The sequence below is a fragment of the Cronobacter universalis NCTC 9529 genome, from assembly GCF_001277175.1.
Taxonomy (GTDB): domain Bacteria; phylum Pseudomonadota; class Gammaproteobacteria; order Enterobacterales; family Enterobacteriaceae; genus Cronobacter; species Cronobacter universalis.
The window spans coordinates 3,874,844-3,890,644 of record NZ_CP012257.1 but is presented as its reverse complement, the minus strand read 5'-3'; the positions used below and the strand labels follow the sequence as shown (position 1 = coordinate 3,890,644).

At 51.1% G+C, this 15,801-nt stretch carries 31 protein-coding genes; 29 read left to right on the top strand and 2 right to left on the bottom strand.

Translation table 11 applies throughout. From position 1 onward, the window contains the following. The first annotated feature begins 10 nt into the window (after window positions 1-10). The 29 genes from rplD to AFK65_RS21370 all read left to right on the top strand — a co-directional run bounded on the left by rplD (window position 11) and on the right by AFK65_RS21370 (window position 13,909). Window positions 11-616 (top strand): 50S ribosomal protein L4, encoded by a 606-nt coding sequence (rplD, locus tag AFK65_RS17965; protein WP_000424395.1) that lies wholly within the window; start codon window positions 11-13, stop codon window positions 614-616. Then, complete coding sequence (gene rplW / locus AFK65_RS17960; protein WP_004388606.1) at window positions 613-915, top strand: 50S ribosomal protein L23; 303 nt, start codon at window positions 613-615, stop codon at window positions 913-915. The genes rplD and rplW overlap by 4 nt, the downstream gene beginning before the upstream one ends. Before the next feature lie 17 nt (window positions 916-932). Next, window positions 933-1,754 carry a 50S ribosomal protein L2 gene (rplB, locus tag AFK65_RS17955; RefSeq protein ID WP_000301864.1) on the top strand — a complete coding sequence of 274 codons (822 nt, stop codon included), beginning with the start codon at window positions 933-935 and terminating at the stop codon, window positions 1,752-1,754. Between the two features lie 16 nt (window positions 1,755-1,770). After that, the gene (gene rpsS, locus AFK65_RS17950) at window positions 1,771-2,049 is read left to right on the top strand and encodes a 30S ribosomal protein S19 (protein ID WP_001138115.1); all 279 of its coding nucleotides are present in this window, start codon (window positions 1,771-1,773) and stop codon (window positions 2,047-2,049) included. A 13-nt stretch (window positions 2,050-2,062) separates the two neighbouring features. Continuing rightward, the gene (rplV, locus tag AFK65_RS17945; RefSeq protein ID WP_000447529.1) at window positions 2,063-2,395 is read left to right on the top strand and encodes a 50S ribosomal protein L22; all 333 of its coding nucleotides are present in this window, start codon (window positions 2,063-2,065) and stop codon (window positions 2,393-2,395) included. A 17-nt stretch (window positions 2,396-2,412) separates the two neighbouring features. Further along, a complete protein-coding gene (rpsC, locus tag AFK65_RS17940) occupies window positions 2,413-3,114 on the top strand; it encodes a 30S ribosomal protein S3 (protein ID WP_004388607.1) in 702 nt (233 codons plus the stop codon). Window positions 3,115-3,126: 12 nt separating this feature from the next. After that, window positions 3,127-3,537, top strand: coding sequence for a 50S ribosomal protein L16 (gene rplP / locus AFK65_RS17935; RefSeq protein ID WP_004388608.1), 411 nt, complete (start codon window positions 3,127-3,129; stop codon window positions 3,535-3,537). Beyond that, on the top strand, window positions 3,537-3,728 hold the full coding sequence (gene rpmC / locus AFK65_RS17930; protein WP_004388609.1) for a 50S ribosomal protein L29: 192 nt from the start codon (window positions 3,537-3,539) through the stop codon (window positions 3,726-3,728). The genes rplP and rpmC overlap by 1 nt, the downstream gene beginning before the upstream one ends. Then, the gene (gene rpsQ, locus AFK65_RS17925) at window positions 3,728-3,982 is read left to right on the top strand and encodes a 30S ribosomal protein S17 (protein ID WP_000130100.1); all 255 of its coding nucleotides are present in this window, start codon (window positions 3,728-3,730) and stop codon (window positions 3,980-3,982) included. The genes rpmC and rpsQ overlap by 1 nt, the downstream gene beginning before the upstream one ends. A gap of 166 nt (window positions 3,983-4,148) precedes the next feature. After that, window positions 4,149-4,520, top strand: a complete 372-nt coding sequence (gene rplN / locus AFK65_RS17920) for a 50S ribosomal protein L14 (protein ID WP_004388611.1) — start codon at window positions 4,149-4,151, stop codon at window positions 4,518-4,520. A 10-nt stretch (window positions 4,521-4,530) separates the two neighbouring features. Continuing rightward, window positions 4,531-4,845 carry a 50S ribosomal protein L24 gene (rplX, locus tag AFK65_RS17915; protein ID WP_007369816.1) on the top strand — a complete coding sequence of 105 codons (315 nt, stop codon included), beginning with the start codon at window positions 4,531-4,533 and terminating at the stop codon, window positions 4,843-4,845. 14 nt (window positions 4,846-4,859) lie between these two features. Further along, entirely contained in the window at window positions 4,860-5,399 is a 540-nt protein-coding gene (gene rplE / locus AFK65_RS17910; RefSeq protein ID WP_007702494.1) for a 50S ribosomal protein L5, read from the top strand. A gap of 14 nt (window positions 5,400-5,413) precedes the next feature. After that, complete coding sequence (rpsN, locus tag AFK65_RS17905) at window positions 5,414-5,719, top strand: 30S ribosomal protein S14 (RefSeq protein WP_004388614.1); 306 nt, start codon at window positions 5,414-5,416, stop codon at window positions 5,717-5,719. Window positions 5,720-5,752: 33 nt separating this feature from the next. After that, window positions 5,753-6,145, top strand: a complete 393-nt coding sequence (rpsH, locus tag AFK65_RS17900) for a 30S ribosomal protein S8 (RefSeq protein WP_007702493.1) — start codon at window positions 5,753-5,755, stop codon at window positions 6,143-6,145. 12 nt (window positions 6,146-6,157) lie between these two features. Continuing rightward, entirely contained in the window at window positions 6,158-6,691 is a 534-nt protein-coding gene (gene rplF, locus AFK65_RS17895; protein WP_007702491.1) for a 50S ribosomal protein L6, read from the top strand. Window positions 6,692-6,700: 9 nt separating this feature from the next. Beyond that, window positions 6,701-7,054 carry a 50S ribosomal protein L18 gene (rplR, locus tag AFK65_RS17890; protein ID WP_000358956.1) on the top strand — a complete coding sequence of 118 codons (354 nt, stop codon included), beginning with the start codon at window positions 6,701-6,703 and terminating at the stop codon, window positions 7,052-7,054. 14 nt (window positions 7,055-7,068) lie between these two features. Further along, window positions 7,069-7,569, top strand: a complete 501-nt coding sequence (gene rpsE, locus AFK65_RS17885; RefSeq protein WP_004388617.1) for a 30S ribosomal protein S5 — start codon at window positions 7,069-7,071, stop codon at window positions 7,567-7,569. Window positions 7,570-7,575: 6 nt separating this feature from the next. Then, window positions 7,576-7,755 (top strand): 50S ribosomal protein L30, encoded by a 180-nt coding sequence (rpmD, locus tag AFK65_RS17880; RefSeq protein ID WP_001140434.1) that lies wholly within the window; start codon window positions 7,576-7,578, stop codon window positions 7,753-7,755. 3 nt (window positions 7,756-7,758) lie between these two features. Continuing rightward, window positions 7,759-8,193, top strand: a complete 435-nt coding sequence (gene rplO / locus AFK65_RS17875; RefSeq protein ID WP_004388618.1) for a 50S ribosomal protein L15 — start codon at window positions 7,759-7,761, stop codon at window positions 8,191-8,193. Between the two features lie 7 nt (window positions 8,194-8,200). Further along, window positions 8,201-9,532, top strand: a complete 1,332-nt coding sequence (gene secY / locus AFK65_RS17870; RefSeq protein WP_004388619.1) for a preprotein translocase subunit SecY — start codon at window positions 8,201-8,203, stop codon at window positions 9,530-9,532. Between the two features lie 30 nt (window positions 9,533-9,562). Next, complete coding sequence (rpmJ, locus tag AFK65_RS21375) at window positions 9,563-9,679, top strand: 50S ribosomal protein L36 (protein WP_000868187.1); 117 nt, start codon at window positions 9,563-9,565, stop codon at window positions 9,677-9,679. Window positions 9,680-9,825: 146 nt separating this feature from the next. Continuing rightward, on the top strand, window positions 9,826-10,182 hold the full coding sequence (gene rpsM, locus AFK65_RS17865; RefSeq protein WP_004388620.1) for a 30S ribosomal protein S13: 357 nt from the start codon (window positions 9,826-9,828) through the stop codon (window positions 10,180-10,182). Between the two features lie 16 nt (window positions 10,183-10,198). Continuing rightward, window positions 10,199-10,588, top strand: a complete 390-nt coding sequence (gene rpsK / locus AFK65_RS17860) for a 30S ribosomal protein S11 (RefSeq protein ID WP_004388621.1) — start codon at window positions 10,199-10,201, stop codon at window positions 10,586-10,588. 31 nt (window positions 10,589-10,619) lie between these two features. Then, window positions 10,620-11,240: a 30S ribosomal protein S4 gene (gene rpsD, locus AFK65_RS17855; RefSeq protein WP_004388622.1), complete on the top strand. Its 621-nt coding sequence runs from the start codon at window positions 10,620-10,622 to the stop codon at window positions 11,238-11,240. A 25-nt stretch (window positions 11,241-11,265) separates the two neighbouring features. Beyond that, window positions 11,266-12,255: a DNA-directed RNA polymerase subunit alpha gene (locus AFK65_RS17850; protein ID WP_007702470.1), complete on the top strand. Its 990-nt coding sequence runs from the start codon at window positions 11,266-11,268 to the stop codon at window positions 12,253-12,255. A 40-nt stretch (window positions 12,256-12,295) separates the two neighbouring features. Next, window positions 12,296-12,682, top strand: coding sequence for a 50S ribosomal protein L17 (rplQ, locus tag AFK65_RS17845; protein WP_004388624.1), 387 nt, complete (start codon window positions 12,296-12,298; stop codon window positions 12,680-12,682). 117 nt (window positions 12,683-12,799) lie between these two features. Next, window positions 12,800-13,165, top strand: coding sequence for a DnaJ family domain-containing protein (locus AFK65_RS17840; RefSeq protein WP_007702468.1), 366 nt, complete (start codon window positions 12,800-12,802; stop codon window positions 13,163-13,165). Between the two features lie 2 nt (window positions 13,166-13,167). Further along, on the top strand, window positions 13,168-13,593 hold the full coding sequence (gene zntR, locus AFK65_RS17835; protein WP_007702465.1) for a Zn(2+)-responsive transcriptional regulator: 426 nt from the start codon (window positions 13,168-13,170) through the stop codon (window positions 13,591-13,593). A 52-nt stretch (window positions 13,594-13,645) separates the two neighbouring features. Further along, the gene (locus tag AFK65_RS21370) at window positions 13,646-13,909 is read left to right on the top strand and encodes an alternative ribosome-rescue factor A (protein WP_071602586.1); all 264 of its coding nucleotides are present in this window, start codon (window positions 13,646-13,648) and stop codon (window positions 13,907-13,909) included. Here AFK65_RS21370 and mscL read toward each other — a convergent pair. Together mscL and trkA are read right to left on the bottom strand one after the other, a co-directional pair. Continuing rightward, the gene (gene mscL / locus AFK65_RS17830) at window positions 13,860-14,267 is read right to left on the bottom strand and encodes a large-conductance mechanosensitive channel protein MscL (RefSeq protein ID WP_032804988.1); all 408 of its coding nucleotides are present in this window, start codon (window positions 14,265-14,267) and stop codon (window positions 13,860-13,862) included. The genes AFK65_RS21370 and mscL overlap by 50 nt on opposite strands. A gap of 153 nt (window positions 14,268-14,420) precedes the next feature. Continuing rightward, complete coding sequence (trkA, locus tag AFK65_RS17825) at window positions 14,421-15,797, bottom strand: Trk system potassium transporter TrkA (protein ID WP_007764763.1); 1,377 nt, start codon at window positions 15,795-15,797, stop codon at window positions 14,421-14,423. Window positions 15,798-15,801 lie beyond the last annotated feature (4 nt).

Sequence of the window (15,801 nt, the reverse complement as noted above, 5' to 3'; positions counted from 1 at the left end):
GGAGATAGCAATGGAATTAGTACTGAAAGACGCGCAGAGCGCGCTGACTGTTTCCGAAACTACCTTCGGTCGTGATTTCAACGAAGCGCTGGTACACCAGGTTGTAGTTGCTTACGCAGCTGGTGCTCGTCAGGGTACTCGTGCTCAGAAGACCCGTGCTGAAGTAACTGGCTCCGGTAAAAAACCGTGGCGCCAGAAAGGCACCGGCCGTGCGCGTTCTGGTTCTATCAAGAGCCCGATCTGGCGCTCTGGTGGCGTGACCTTCGCTGCGCGTCCGCAGGACCACAGTCAAAAAGTTAACAAAAAGATGTACCGCGGCGCGCTGAAAAGCATTCTGTCCGAACTGGTACGTCAGGATCGTCTGATCGTTGTCGAGAAGTTCTCTGTAGAAGCGCCGAAAACCAAGCTGCTGGCACAGAAACTGAAAGACATGGCTCTGGAAGATGTGCTGATCATCACCGGTGAGCTGGACGAAAACCTGTTCCTGGCCGCACGTAACCTGCACAAGGTTGACGTACGCGATGCTACAGGTATCGACCCGGTTAGCCTGATCGCCTTCGACAAAGTCGTAATGACTGCTGATGCTGTTAAGCAAGTTGAGGAGATGCTGGCATGATTCGTGAAGAACGTCTGCTGAAGGTGCTGCGCGCACCGCACGTTTCTGAAAAAGCGTCTACTGCGATGGAAAAAACCAACACCATCGTTCTCAAAGTTGCTAAAGACGCGACTAAAGCAGAAATCAAAGCTGCTGTGCAGAAACTGTTTGAAGTCGAAGTCGAAGTCGTTAACACCCTGGTTGTTAAAGGGAAAGTTAAACGTCACGGACAGCGTATCGGTCGTCGTAGCGACTGGAAAAAAGCTTACGTCACCCTGAAAGAAGGCCAGAATCTGGACTTCATCGGCGGCGCTGAGTAAGTCGGAGGAGTAATACAATGGCAGTTGTTAAATGTAAACCGACATCTCCGGGTCGTCGCCACGTTGTTAAAGTGGTTAACCCTGAGCTGCACAAGGGCAAACCTTTTGCTCCGTTGCTGGAAAAAAACAGCAAATCCGGTGGTCGTAACAACAATGGCCGTATCACCACTCGTCACATCGGTGGTGGTCACAAACAGGCCTACCGTATTGTTGACTTCAAACGCAACAAAGACGGTATCCCGGCAGTTGTTGAACGTCTTGAGTACGATCCGAACCGCTCCGCGAACATCGCGCTGGTTCTGTACAAAGACGGCGAACGCCGTTACATCCTGGCCCCGAAAGGCCTGAAAGCTGGCGACCAGATTCAGTCTGGCGTTGATGCTGCAATCAAACCAGGTAACACCCTGCCGATGCGCAACATCCCGGTTGGTTCTACTGTTCACAACGTAGAAATGAAACCAGGTAAAGGCGGTCAGCTGGCACGTTCAGCTGGTACCTATGTTCAGATCGTTGCTCGTGACGGTGCTTATGTCACCCTGCGTCTGCGTTCTGGCGAAATGCGTAAAGTGGAAGCTGACTGCCGCGCGACTCTGGGCGAAGTTGGTAACGCTGAGCATATGCTGCGCGTTCTGGGTAAAGCAGGTGCTGCACGCTGGCGTGGTGTTCGTCCGACCGTTCGCGGTACGGCGATGAACCCGGTAGATCACCCACATGGTGGTGGTGAAGGTCGTAACTTTGGTAAGCACCCGGTAACTCCGTGGGGCGTTCAGACCAAAGGTAAGAAGACCCGCAGCAACAAGCGTACTGATAAATTCATCGTACGTCGCCGTAGCAAATAATTTTAGAGGATAAGCCATGCCACGTTCTCTCAAGAAAGGTCCTTTTATTGACCTGCACTTGCTGAAGAAGGTAGAGAAAGCGGTGGAAAGCGGTGACAAGAAGCCCCTGCGCACTTGGTCCCGTCGTTCAACGATCTTTCCAAACATGATCGGTTTGACCATCGCTGTCCATAATGGTCGTCAGCACGTTCCAGTCTTTGTTTCCGACGAAATGGTCGGTCACAAACTGGGTGAATTCGCACCGACCCGTACTTATCGCGGTCACGCGGCTGATAAAAAAGCCAAGAAGAAATAAGTAGGAGGAAGAGATGGAAACTATCGCTAAACATCGCCATGCTCGTTCTTCTGCTCAGAAGGTTCGCCTCGTGGCTGACCTGATTCGCGGTAAGAAAGTGTCGCAGGCTCTGGATATTCTGACCTACACCAATAAGAAAGCGGCTGTATTGGTTAAGAAAGTCCTGGAATCTGCCATTGCTAACGCTGAACACAACGATGGCGCTGACATTGACGATCTGAAAGTCACGAAAATTTTCGTAGACGAAGGCCCGAGCATGAAACGCATTATGCCGCGTGCGAAAGGTCGTGCAGATCGCATTCTGAAGCGCACCAGCCACATCACTGTGGTTGTGTCCGATCGCTGAGACTCTGGAGACTAGCAATGGGTCAGAAAGTACATCCTAATGGTATTCGCCTGGGTATTGTCAAACCATGGAACTCTACCTGGTTCGCGAACACCAAAGAATTCGCTGACAACCTGGACAGCGACTTTAAAGTTCGTCAGTACCTGAACAAGGAACTGGCTAAAGCGTCTGTATCTCGTATCGTTATCGAGCGTCCGGCTAAGAGCATTCGTGTGACTATTCACACTGCTCGCCCGGGTATCGTTATCGGTAAGAAAGGTGAAGACGTTGAAAAACTGCGTAAGGGCGTAGCGGACATCGCTGGCGTGCCTGCACAGATCAATATCGCCGAAGTTCGTAAACCTGAACTGGACGCAAAACTGGTTGCTGACAGCATCACTTCTCAGCTGGAACGTCGTGTTATGTTCCGTCGTGCTATGAAGCGTGCTGTACAGAACGCCATGCGTCTGGGCGCTAAAGGTATCAAAGTTGAAGTTAGCGGCCGTCTGGGCGGCGCTGAGATCGCACGTACCGAATGGTACCGTGAAGGTCGCGTTCCGCTGCACACTCTGCGCGCTGACATCGACTACAACACCTCCGAAGCGCACACCACTTACGGTGTAATCGGCGTTAAAGTGTGGATCTTCAAAGGTGAGATCCTTGGTGGTATGGCTGCTGTTGAACAACCGGAAAAACCGGCTGCTCAACCGAAAAAGCAGCAGCGTAAAGGCCGTAAATAAGGAGCGTCGCTGATGTTACAACCAAAGCGTACAAAATTCCGTAAAGTGCACAAAGGCCGCAACCGTGGTCTGGCGCAGGGTACGGATGTTAGCTTCGGCACTTACGGTCTTAAAGCTGTTGGCCGTGGTCGTCTGACTGCCCGTCAGATCGAAGCAGCACGTCGTGCAATGACCCGTGCAGTTAAGCGTCAGGGTAAGATCTGGATCCGTGTATTCCCGGACAAACCGATCACCGAAAAGCCGCTGGAAGTGCGTATGGGTAAAGGTAAAGGTAACGTGGAGTATTGGGTTGCCTTGATTCAGCCGGGTAAAGTCCTGTACGAAATGGACGGTGTGCCGGAAGAGCTGGCCCGTGAAGCATTCAAGCTGGCAGCAGCGAAACTGCCGATTAAAACCACCTTTGTAACTAAGACGGTGATGTAATGAAAGCAAAAGAGCTGCGTGAGAAGAGTGTTGAAGAGCTGAACACCGAGCTGCTTAACCTGCTGCGCGAGCAGTTCAACCTGCGTATGCAGGCTGCAAGTGGCCAGCTGCAACAGACTCACCTGTTGAAGCAAGTGCGTCGTGATGTCGCACGCGTTAAGACTTTACTGACTGAGAAGGCGGGTGCGTAATGACCGATAAAATCCGTACTCTGCAAGGTCGCGTTGTTAGCGACAAAATGGAGAAATCCATTGTTGTTGCCATCGAGCGTTTTGTGAAACACCCGATCTACGGTAAATTCATTAAGCGTACGACCAAACTGCACGTACATGACGAGAACAACGAATGCGGTATCGGTGACGTGGTTGAAATCCGCGAATGCCGTCCGCTGTCCAAGACTAAGTCCTGGACGCTGGTTCGCGTTGTAGAGAAAGCGGTTCTGTAATAGAGTAGCGCTCTCTAACAGAATAAACGGCTCAGCGATGAGCCGTTTATTTTTTCTACCCATATCCTGTGAGCGGTGTTATAATGCCGCGCCCTCGATTATGGGGATTTTTAACGACCTGAAAGTTAGGTCCCGAAGTAGTAGTTGACATTAGCGGAGCACTGAAATGATCCAAGAACAGACTATGCTGAACGTCGCCGACAACTCCGGCGCGCGTCGCGTAATGTGTATCAAGGTTCTGGGTGGCTCGCACCGTCGCTACGCAGGCGTCGGCGACATCATCAAAATTACCATCAAGGAAGCAATTCCGCGCGGTAAAGTTAAGAAAGGTGATGTGCTGAAGGCGGTAGTGGTGCGCACCAAGAAGGGTGTTCGTCGCCCTGACGGTTCTGTCGTTCGCTTCGATGGCAATGCTTGTGTTCTTCTGAACAACAACAGCGAGCAGCCTATCGGTACGCGTATTTTTGGGCCGGTAACTCGTGAACTTCGTTCTGAGAAGTTTATGAAAATCATCTCTCTGGCACCAGAAGTACTCTAAGGAGCGAATCATGGCAGCGAAAATCCGTCGTGATGACGAAGTTATCGTGTTAACCGGTAAAGATAAAGGTAAGCGCGGTAAAGTTAAGAATGTCCTGTCTTCCGGCAAGATCATTGTTGAAGGTATCAACCTGGTTAAGAAACATCAGAAGCCGGTTCCGGCCCTGAACCAACCGGGTGGCATCGTTGAAAAAGAAGCTGCTATTCAGGTTTCTAACGTTGCAATCTTCAATGCGGCAACCGGCAAGGCTGACCGTGTAGGCTTTAGATTCGAAGACGGCAAAAAAGTCCGTTTCTTCAAGTCTAACAGCGAAACTATCAAGTAATTTGGAGTAGTACGATGGCGAAACTGCATGATTACTACAAAGACGAAGTAGTTAACAAACTCATGACTGAGTTTAACTACAATTCTGTCATGCAAGTCCCTCGGGTCGAGAAGATCACCCTGAACATGGGTGTTGGTGAAGCGATCGCTGACAAGAAACTGCTGGATAACGCAGCAGCTGACCTGGCAGCAATCTCCGGTCAAAAACCGCTGATCACCAAAGCACGCAAATCTGTTGCAGGCTTCAAAATCCGTCAGGGCTATCCGATCGGCTGTAAAGTAACTCTGCGTGGCGAACGCATGTGGGAGTTCTTTGAGCGTCTGATCACTATTGCTGTACCGCGTATTCGTGACTTCCGCGGCCTGTCCGCTAAGTCTTTCGACGGTCGTGGCAATTACAGCATGGGTGTCCGTGAGCAGATCATCTTCCCGGAAATCGACTATGACAAAGTCGATCGCGTTCGTGGTTTGGATATTACCATTACCACTACTGCGAAATCTGATGAAGAAGGCCGTGCTCTGCTGGCTGCCTTTGACTTCCCGTTCCGCAAGTAAGGTAGGGTTACTTCATGGCTAAGCAATCAATGAAAGCACGCGAAGTAAAGCGCGTAGCTTTAGCTGAAAAATACTTCGCTAAACGCGCTGAACTGAAAGCGATCATTTCTGATGTGAACGCTTCCGACGAAGATCGTTGGAACGCTGTTCTGAAGCTGCAGACTCTGCCGCGTGATTCCAGCCCGTCTCGTCAGCGTAACCGCTGCCGTCAAACTGGTCGTCCGCACGCTTTCCTGCGGAAGTTCGGGTTGAGCCGTATCAAGGTCCGTGAAGCCGCTATGCGCGGTGAAATCCCGGGTCTGAAAAAGGCTAGCTGGTAATTGTCACCAATTGAATCACGGGAGTAAAGACAGATGAGCATGCAAGATCCGATCGCGGATATGCTGACCCGTATCCGTAACGGTCAGGCCGCGAACAAAGCTGCGGTCACCATGCCTTCCTCCAAGCTGAAAGTGGCAATCGCCAACGTGCTGAAGGAAGAAGGTTTTATTGAAGATTTTAAAGTTGAAGGCGACACCAAGCCGGAACTGGAAGTAACTCTTAAATACTTCCAGGGTAAAGCTGTTGTAGAAAGCATTCAGCGTGTCAGCCGCCCAGGTCTGCGCATCTATAAGAAAAAAGATGAGCTGCCAAAAGTTATGGCTGGCCTGGGTATCGCGGTTATTTCTACCTCTAAAGGTGTTATGACTGATCGTGCAGCGCGCCAGGCTGGTCTTGGTGGCGAAATTATCTGCTACGTAGCCTAATCGGAGGAAACAATGTCTCGTGTTGCTAAAGCACCGGTCGTTATTCCTGCCGGCGTTGATGTAAAACTCAACGGTCAGGTTATCACGATCAAAGGTAAAAACGGCGAGCTGACTCGTACTCTCAACGATGCTGTTGAAGTTAAACATGCAGATAATGCTCTGACTTTCGGTCCGCGTGATGGTTACGCAGACGGTTGGGCTCAGGCTGGTACCGCGCGTGCCCTGCTGAATTCAATGGTTATCGGTGTTACCGAAGGCTTCACTAAGAAGCTGCAGCTGGTTGGTGTAGGTTATCGTGCAGCGATCAAAGGGAACGTAGTAAACCTGGCTCTGGGTTTCTCTCATCCTGTTGATCATCAGCTGCCTGCGGGTATCACTGCAGAATGTCCGTCTCAGACTGAAATCGTGCTGAAAGGCGCTGATAAACAGCTGATCGGCCAGGTTGCTGCTGACCTGCGCGCCTACCGTCGTCCTGAGCCTTACAAAGGCAAGGGTGTTCGTTACGCCGACGAAGTCGTGCGTACCAAAGAGGCTAAGAAGAAGTAAGGTAACACTATGGATAAGAAATCTGCTCGTATCCGTCGTGCGACCCGCGCACGTCGCAAGCTCAAAGAGCTTGGTGCGACCCGCCTGGTGGTACATCGTACCCCGCGTCATATTTACGCACAGGTAATCGCCCCGAACGGTTCTGAAGTTCTGGTAGCTGCTTCTACTGTAGAAAAAGCTATCGCTGAGCAACTGAAGTACACTGGAAACAAAGACGCCGCTGCTGCAGTTGGTAAAGCTGTTGCTGAGCGCGCTCTGGAAAAAGGCATCAAAGATGTTTCCTTTGACCGCTCTGGTTTCCAATATCATGGTCGTGTCCAGGCACTGGCAGATGCTGCCCGTGAAGCTGGCCTTCAGTTCTAAGGTAGAGGTGTAAGATGGCTCACATCGAAAAACAAGCTGGCGAACTGCAGGAAAAGCTGATCGCGGTAAACCGCGTATCTAAAACCGTAAAAGGTGGTCGTATTTTTAGCTTCACCGCTCTGACTGTAGTTGGTGATGGCAACGGCCGCGTTGGTTTTGGTTACGGTAAAGCACGCGAAGTTCCGGCAGCGATCCAGAAAGCGATGGAAAAAGCTCGTCGCAATATGATTAACGTCGCGCTGAACCACGGCACCCTGCAGCACCCGGTTAAAGGTGCTCACACGGGTTCTCGTGTATTCATGCAGCCGGCTTCCGAAGGTACCGGTATCATCGCCGGTGGTGCAATGCGCGCCGTTCTGGAAGTCGCTGGGGTTCATAACGTTCTGGCTAAAGCCTATGGTTCCACCAACCCGATCAACGTGGTTCGTGCGACTATTGATGGCCTGGCCAACATGAAATCCCCGGAAATGGTCGCTGCCAAGCGTGGTAAATCCGTTGAAGAAATTCTGGGGTAATTGACCATGGCAAAGACTATTAAAATCACTCAAACCCGCAGTGCAATCGGTCGTCTGCCGAAACACAAGGCAACGCTGCTTGGCCTGGGTCTGCGTCGTATTGGTCACACCGTTGAGCGCGAGGATACTCCTGCTGTTCGCGGTATGGTCAACGCGGTTTCCTTCATGGTTAAAGTTGAGGAGTAAGAGATGCGTTTAAATACTCTGTCTCCGGCCGAAGGCTCCAAAAAGGCGGGTAAACGCCTGGGTCGTGGTATCGGTTCTGGCCTCGGTAAAACCGGTGGTCGTGGTCACAAAGGTCAGAAGTCTCGTTCTGGCGGTGGCGTACGTCGCGGTTTCGAGGGTGGTCAGATGCCTCTGTACCGTCGTCTGCCGAAATTCGGTTTTACTTCTCGTAAAGCAATGATCACTGCAGAAGTTCGTCTGTCTGATCTGGCTAAAGTAGAAGGCGACGTTGTAGACCTGAACACGCTGAAAGCGGCAAACATTATCGGCATCCAGATTGAATTCGCGAAAGTGATTCTTGCTGGTGAAGTTACTCGTCCGGTAACTGTTCGTGGCCTGCGTGTGACTAAAGGCGCTCGTGCTGCTATCGAAGCTGCTGGCGGTAAAATCGAGGAATAAGTAGCAGATGGCTAAACAACCGGGATTAGATTTTCAAAGTGCCAAAGGTGGCCTTGGCGAACTGAAACGCAGACTGCTGTTTGTTATCGGTGCGCTGATTGTGTTCCGAATTGGCTCTTTTATTCCGATCCCTGGTATTGATGCCGCTGTACTTGCCAAACTGCTTGAGCAACAGCGTGGCACCATCATTGAAATGTTCAACATGTTCTCTGGTGGTGCTCTTAGCCGTGCTTCGATCTTCGCCTTGGGTATTATGCCGTATATTTCGGCTTCTATTATTATCCAGCTGCTGACCGTCGTTCATCCGACGCTGGCGGAAATGAAGAAAGAAGGGGAGTCTGGTCGTCGTAAGATCAGCCAGTACACCCGCTACGGTACTCTGGTGCTGGCAATATTTCAGTCGATCGGTATTGCTACCGGTTTGCCGAATATGCCTGGTATGCAAGGCCTGGTAATTAATCCGGGCTTTGCATTCTATTTCACCGCTGTTGTGAGTCTGGTTACCGGGACAATGTTCCTGATGTGGCTGGGCGAACAGATTACTGAACGTGGTATCGGCAACGGTATCTCAATCATAATCTTCGCTGGTATCGTTGCGGGACTTCCGCCGGCCATTGGCCATACCATCGAGCAAGCGCGGCAAGGCGACCTGCACTTCCTCCTGTTGCTGTTGGTTGCAGTATTAGTATTCGCAGTGACTTTCTTTGTTGTCTTTGTTGAGCGTGGTCAGCGCCGTATCGTCGTGAACTATGCAAAACGTCAGCAAGGTCGTCGTGTCTATGCTGCACAGAGCACACATTTACCGCTGAAAGTGAACATGGCTGGGGTTATTCCGGCAATTTTCGCTTCCAGTATTATTCTGTTCCCGGCGACCATCGCGTCATGGTTCGGGGGCGGTACTGGTTGGAACTGGCTGACAACAATTTCGCTGTATTTGCAGCCTGGGCAACCGCTTTATGTGTTACTCTATGCGTCTGCAATCATCTTCTTCTGTTTCTTCTACACGGCGTTGGTTTTCAACCCGCGTGAGACAGCAGATAACCTGAAGAAGTCCGGTGCATTTGTACCAGGAATTCGTCCGGGAGAACAAACGGCGAAGTATATCGATAAAGTAATGACACGCCTGACTCTGGTTGGCGCGCTGTATATTACTTTCATTTGCCTGATCCCGGAGTTCATGCGTGACGCAATGAAAGTCCCGTTCTATTTCGGTGGAACGTCGTTACTTATCGTTGTTGTTGTGATCATGGACTTTATGGCTCAAGTGCAAACTCTGATGATGTCTAGTCAGTATGAGTCTGCATTGAAGAAAGCGAACCTCAAAGGCTATGGCCGTTAATGGTCGCTTGAGAAGTTACGGAGAGTAAAAATGAAAGTTCGTGCTTCCGTCAAGAAATTATGCCGTAACTGCAAAATCGTTAAGCGTGATGGCGTCATCCGTGTGATTTGCAGTGCCGAGCCGAAGCATAAACAGCGTCAAGGCTGATTATCTCGCATATTTTTCTTGCAAAGTTGGGTTGAGCTGGCTAGATTAGCCAGCCAATCTTTTGTATGTCTGTGCGTTTCCATTTGAGTATCCTGAAAACGGGCTTTTCAGCATGGGGCGCATAATCAATATAGTAGGAGTGCATAGTGGCCCGTATAGCAGGCATTAACATTCCTGATCATAAGCATGCCGTAATCGCATTAACCTCGATCTACGGTATCGGCAAAACCCGTTCTAAAGCTATCCTGGCTGCAGTGGGTTTCGCTGAAGATGTTAAGATCAGTGAGCTGTCTGAAGAACAGATCGACACGCTGCGTGACGAAGTTGCCAAATTTGTCGTTGAAGGTGATCTGCGCCGTGAAGTGAGTATGAGCATCAAGCGCCTGATGGATCTTGGTTGCTATCGCGGTTTGCGTCATCGTCGTGGTCTCCCGGTTCGCGGTCAGCGTACCAAGACCAACGCACGTACCCGTAAGGGTCCGCGCAAACCGATCAAGAAATAATCGGGGTGATTGAATAATGGCAAAGGCACCAGTTCGTGCACGTAAGCGTGTAAGAAAACAAGTCTCTGACGGCGTGGCTCATATCCATGCTTCTTTCAACAACACCATCGTTACTATTACTGATCGTCAAGGTAACGCTTTGGGTTGGGCAACTGCCGGTGGTTCCGGTTTCCGTGGTTCTCGCAAATCCACTCCGTTCGCAGCTCAGGTTGCAGCAGAGCGTTGCGCAGAAGCCGTGAAAGAATACGGTATCAAGAACCTGGAAGTTATGGTTAAGGGACCGGGTCCGGGCCGCGAATCTACTATTCGTGCTCTGAACGCCGCTGGTTTCCGCATCACTAATATTACTGATGTGACTCCGATCCCTCACAACGGTTGTCGTCCGCCGAAAAAACGTCGCGTATAACGCCCGTTTTTAGGAATGTTGGAGAAAGAAAATGGCAAGATATTTGGGTCCTAAGCTCAAGCTGAGCCGTCGCGAGGGCACAGACCTGTTCCTTAAGTCTGGCGTTCGCGCGATCGATACCAAGTGTAAAATTGAACAAGCTCCTGGCCAGCACGGTGCGCGTAAACCGCGTCTGTCTGACTATGGTGTGCAGTTGCGTGAAAAGCAAAAAGTTCGCCGTATCTACGGTGTGCTGGAGCGTCAGTTCCGTAACTACTATAAAGAAGCCGCGCGTCTGAAAGGCAACACCGGTGAAAACCTGTTGGCTCTGCTGGAAGGTCGTCTGGACAACGTTGTATACCGTATGGGCTTCGGCGCCACTCGTGCAGAAGCACGTCAGCTGGTTAGCCACAAAGCGATTATGGTAAACGGTCGTGTTGTTAACATCGCTTCTTACCAGGTTAGTCCGAACGACGTAGTCAGCGTTCGTGAGAAAGCGAAAAAGCAGTCTCGCGTGAAAGCCGCTCTGGAGCTGGCTGAGCAGCGTGAAAAGCCAACCTGGCTGGAAGTTGATGCTGGCAAGATGGAAGGTACCTTCAAGCGTAAGCCTGAGCGCACCGATCTGTCTGCGGACATTAACGAACACCTGATCGTCGAGCTTTACTCCAAGTAAAGCTTAGTACCAAAGAGAGGACACAATGCAGGGTTCTGTGACAGAGTTTCTAAAACCGCGCCTGGTAGATATCGAGCAAGTGAGTTCGACGCACGCCAAGGTGACCCTTGAGCCTTTAGAGCGTGGCTTTGGCCATACTCTGGGTAACGCACTGCGCCGTATTCTGCTTTCGTCGATGCCGGGTTGCGCGGTGACCGAGGTTGAGATTGATGGTGTACTGCACGAGTACAGCACCAAAGAAGGCGTTCAGGAAGATATCCTGGAAATCCTGCTCAACCTGAAAGGGCTGGCGGTGAGAGTTCAGGGTAAAGATGAAGTCGTACTTACTCTGAATAAATCTGGCATTGGCCCTGTAACCGCAGCCGACATCAACCATGACGGTGATGTCGAAATCGTCAAGCCGCAGCACGTGATCTGCCACCTGACCGATGAAAACGCATCTATTAGCATGCGTATCAAAGTTCAGCGCGGTCGTGGTTATGTGCCGGCGTCTGCCCGAATTCATTCGGAAGAAGATGAGCGCCCAATCGGCCGTCTGCTGGTCGACGCTTGCTACAGCCCTGTAGAACGTATTGCCTACAATGTTGAAGCAGCGCGTGTAGAACAGCGTACCGACCTGGACAAGCTGGTCATCGAAATGGAAACCAACGGCACAATCGATCCTGAAGAGGCGATTCGTCGTGCGGCGACCATTCTGGCAGAACAACTTGAAGCTTTCGTTGACTTACGTGATGTTCGTCAGCCGGAAGTTAAAGAAGAGAAACCAGAATTCGATCCGATCCTGCTGCGCCCTGTTGACGATCTGGAATTGACTGTCCGCTCTGCTAACTGCCTCAAGGCAGAAGCTATCCACTATATCGGTGATCTGGTACAGCGTACCGAGGTTGAGCTGCTCAAAACGCCTAACCTTGGTAAAAAATCTCTTACTGAGATTAAAGACGTGCTGGCCTCCCGTGGTCTTTCTCTGGGCATGCGCCTGGAAAACTGGCCACCTGCAAGCATTGCTGACGAGTAACCGGATCACAGGTTAAGGTTTTACTGAGAAGGATAAGGTCATGCGCCATCGTAAGAGTGGTCGTCAACTGAACCGCAACAGCAGCCATCGCCAGGCTATGTTCCGCAACATGGCAGGTTCTCTGGTTCGTCATGAGATCATCAAGACGACCCTGCCGAAAGCGAAAGAGCTGCGTCGCGTAGTTGAGCCGCTGATTACTCTTGCCAAGACTGACAGCGTTGCTAATCGTCGTCTGGCATTCGCCCGTACTCGTGATAACGAGATCGTGGCAAAACTGTTTAACGAGCTGGGCCCGCGTTTCGCGAGCCGTGCCGGTGGTTACACTCGTATTCTGAAGTGTGGCTTCCGTGCTGGTGACAACGCTCCGATGGCATACATCGAGCTGGTTGATCGCGCCGAGCCGCAAGCAGAAGCAGCTGCAGAGTAATTTGCAGTGAAGTGAAAAAACCCGCCTCGGCGGGTTTTTTTATATCTGTCGTTCTTTGTCCCCATCGCCTATGCTTCATTTCTGTTATTTTTTCTTATTCCCTTCCAGGAGGCCGAGATGTGGTTAATGGATCAGTGGGCTGAGCGTCATATCCTCGAAGCCCAGCAAAAAGGCGAATTCGACAATCTGCCTGGTTCCGGGGAACCACTAATGCTGGATGATGATTCTCATCTGGATCCTGAGCTGCGGGTGGGTTACCGGTTATTGAAAAATGCGGGCTTTCTTCCGCCTGAACTGGAAGCCCGGAAAGAAGCGCTGATGCTCAATGACCTGCTCCAGGGCATCAATCAGCAGCACCCTGATTATCAGCATGTCTGTAAGAGACTGACCCTACTGGAGCTCAAATTAAAGCAGGCTGGTCTTAGCACAGACTTTCTACATGGCAGCTATGCCCGCGCCGTCGCCAGTAAACTGGAGGAGTAAGTATGTACCGTATCGGAGAGCTTGCCCGTCTGGCTGATGTCACACCTGACACCGTGCGTTACTATGAGAAACAGAAGATGATGGAGCATGAAATCCGTACAGAAGGCGGTTTCCGGCTCTATACAGAAAACGATTTGCGGCGCCTGCGCTTCATTCGCCATGCGCGGCAACTGGGGTTCACGCTTGAAGCGATAAGAGAGCTATTATCAATTCGTATCGATCCTGAGCATCACACCTGTCAGGAGTCCAAGAGTATTGTTCAGGCGCGGCTGCATGAAGTGGACAGCCGTATACAGGAGCTACAGAACATGCGTGTTTCGCTGCAAAAGCTAAATGATGCGTGCTGCGGGACGGCGCACAGCAGCGTGTATTGCTCGATTCTTGAGACGCTGGAGCAGGGCGCTAACGGAGAAAACGGACAACATTGATCTTTTGCTTTTGCAGGCCTAAACTTGCCGCGAATTCACCACAGGAGCATTTATGAACCGGTATAAACATACGAAGGGGCAAATTCAGGATAACGCGATTGAGGCCTTGTTACATGATCCACTGTTTCGTCAGCGCGTCGAAAAGAATCTGAAAGGGAAAGGTAGCTATCAGCGCAAAGCAAAACACGGCAAGAGAGGTAACTGGGAGGCCAGTGGCAAACAAGCAGACCGCTTTTTTACCACTGGCCTTCTGCTTTTAAGGGCAGTTAAGGACGCTGATTGTTTTGCTCTTTCAGCAAATCACGGATTTCGGTAAGCAGTACCTGTTCTTTGCTTGGGCCCGGCGCTTCCTTGGGTTTTTTCTGGTGTAATTTATTAATCACCTTAATGGCCAGGAAAATAGCGAAAGCCACGATAACAAAATCAAACACGTTCTGAATGAACACGCCATAATGCATGATAACGGCTGGCGTATCGCCAACCGCAGGGCGTAACGTCAGAGCGAACTGTTTAAAGTCGATTCCACCAATCAATAAACCCAGCGGCGGCATAATGATATCGGCAACGAGTGACGAGACAATCTTACCGAAAGCCGCACCGATAATCACACCCACTGCCAAATCCACTACATTTCCGCGCATTGCGAATTCACGAAACTCTTTAAAAAAGCTCATTTTCTGCTCCCTGGATTTCAAAGCCTACCTAAGTCTAACAAAAGAAATATGATTTTCCATTTTCGAGGCATAATGCAAATTACTTTTTAGCCTTGTAAACCATGCGGATAATATGACGCAGAAATAATAATGGCGGCCGTAGCCGCCAGATATTTATAAAAAGAACGGGCTTGGCTGGAATAGCCGCTCGACGTCGGTGACGAATTTTTTATCGGTCAGGAACATAATGACGTGATCGCCCTGCTCAATACGTAAATTGTCATTGGCGATCATGACATCATTGCCGCGCACAACGGCACCAATAATGGTGCCCGGCGGCAGTTTAATATCATCAATGACCCGCCCCACTACTCTGGATGTCGTTTCATCGCCGTGCGCAACGGCTTCGATGGCTTCAGCCACACCACGACGTAAAGAGGAAACACTCACGATGTCGGCCTTGCGCACATGCCCAAGTAGCGCAGAAATGGTGGCTTGTTGCGGAGAGATAGCGATATCGATCACGCTTCCCTGCACCAGATCCACATAAGCGCGGCGCTGGATCAACACCATGACTTTCTTGGCGCCCATCCGTTTGGCGAGCATCGCGGACATAATATTCGCTTCGTCATCGTTGGTGACGGCGATAAACAGATCCACCTGATCGATATGCTCTTCCGCGAGCAGTTCCTGATCCGAGGCATCGCCATAAAAAACGATCGTGTGCTGGAGCTTTTCGGCAAGCTCCGCCGCGCGCTGTTGATCGCGCTCGATAAGCTTCACGCTGTAATCTTTTTCCAGCCGATGCGCGAGGCCTGCGCCAATATTACCGCCGCCAACCAGCATAATGCGTTTATAGGGCTTTTCGAGACGCTGAAGTTCGCTCATCACGGCGCGGATATGCTGCGACGCCGCGATAAAGAAGACTTCATCGCCCGCTTCCACAATAGTGGATCCTTGCGGGCGGATAGGTCTGTCATGGCGGAAAATGGCGGCCACGCGCGTGTCGATATGCGGCATATGTTCGCGCATGGTCGACAGCGCATTACCCACCAGCGGTCCGCCATAATAGGCTTTCACGACCGCGAGGCTGACTTTACCTTCGGCGAAGTTCACCACCTGCAATGCGCCCGGATATTCAATCAGGCGGTAGATGTTATCAATGACCAGCTGTTCCGGCGCGATTAGGTGATCGATCGGCACCGCTTCAGGGGTGAACAGGCGCTCGGCATCCCGCACATAATCCGGTGCGCGAATACGCGCAATGCGGTTAGGCGTATTAAACAGCGAATACGCCACCTGGCAGGCAATCATGTTTGTTTCATCGGAGCTGGTCACCGCAACCAGCATATCCGCATCATCGGCACCCGCTTCGCGCAGAACACGCGGATGGGAGCCGTGTCCCTGCACAACGCGCAGATCAAACTTATCCTGAAGTACGCGAAGGCGATCGCTGTTGGTATCGACAACCGTAATGTCGTTGTTTTCACCCACCAGGTTTTCCGCCAGCGTGCCGCCCACCTGACCGGCACCCAGAATGATTATCTTCATGGTT